Origin of the sequence: Streptomyces griseicoloratus, assembly GCF_014534645.1 — a bacterium.
In the GTDB taxonomy this organism is placed as follows: domain Bacteria; phylum Actinomycetota; class Actinomycetes; order Streptomycetales; family Streptomycetaceae; genus Streptomyces; species Streptomyces griseicoloratus.
Map to the genome: position 1 here is coordinate 1 of NZ_JACVQF010000087.1, position 637 is coordinate 637.

General features: G+C 79.0%; 1 protein-coding gene. It reads right to left on the bottom strand.

Annotated features, from left to right (window positions below):
• On the bottom strand, window positions 1-637 hold a 637-nt coding region (locus tag H0H10_RS02325), incomplete at both ends, for a SpnB-like Rossmann fold domain-containing protein (RefSeq protein WP_188179090.1).

The window sequence follows — 637 nt, forward strand, 5'->3', positions numbered from 1 at the left end:
CACACCGGCGTGCGCGAGATCCGTGACGTCCTCGCCGTCACCGGTCGCCACCGCGCCCCGCGTGGCCACGACCAGGGTCGCGTCGGCGTGGCGCTCGTCCGCCAGCCACGCCTGGAGCGCCGCCAGGGCGTCGCGCAGCAGACCGTGGGCCGCCCCGGCCGCGTCCTCGGAGCCGTACGCCGACGTCGGCGCGTACACGACCGTGCCGGTGCCGGCCGGGACCTCGTCCAGCGACGCGTACCGGGTGGCACCCTCGACGGCGACCTCGCCGACGACCGCCCAGCCGGACGCGTCCACCGGCGCGGCCGCCCGGGTGCCCGCCGTCCACAGGACACGGAACAGCCCGTCCCGCGCCGTCGACGCGGCCTCCCGCAGCGCCTCCTTCGACAGCGGCCGCAACCGCAGCGACTCCACCGACGCCACCGGTGCGCCCACCGCGTCCGCCACGGCGAGGGACACCGTCTCGGCGCCCGCCGGGGCCAGCCGCACGCGCAGCGCCGTCGCACCCGACGCGTACACCCGCACCCCGGACCAGGAGAACGGCAGCAGCGCCGCACGGCCCTCGTCGGCCACGCCCGGCAGCAGCGGGTGCAGGGCCGCGTCGAGCAGGGCCGGGTGCAGCAGGAACCGCCCGGCG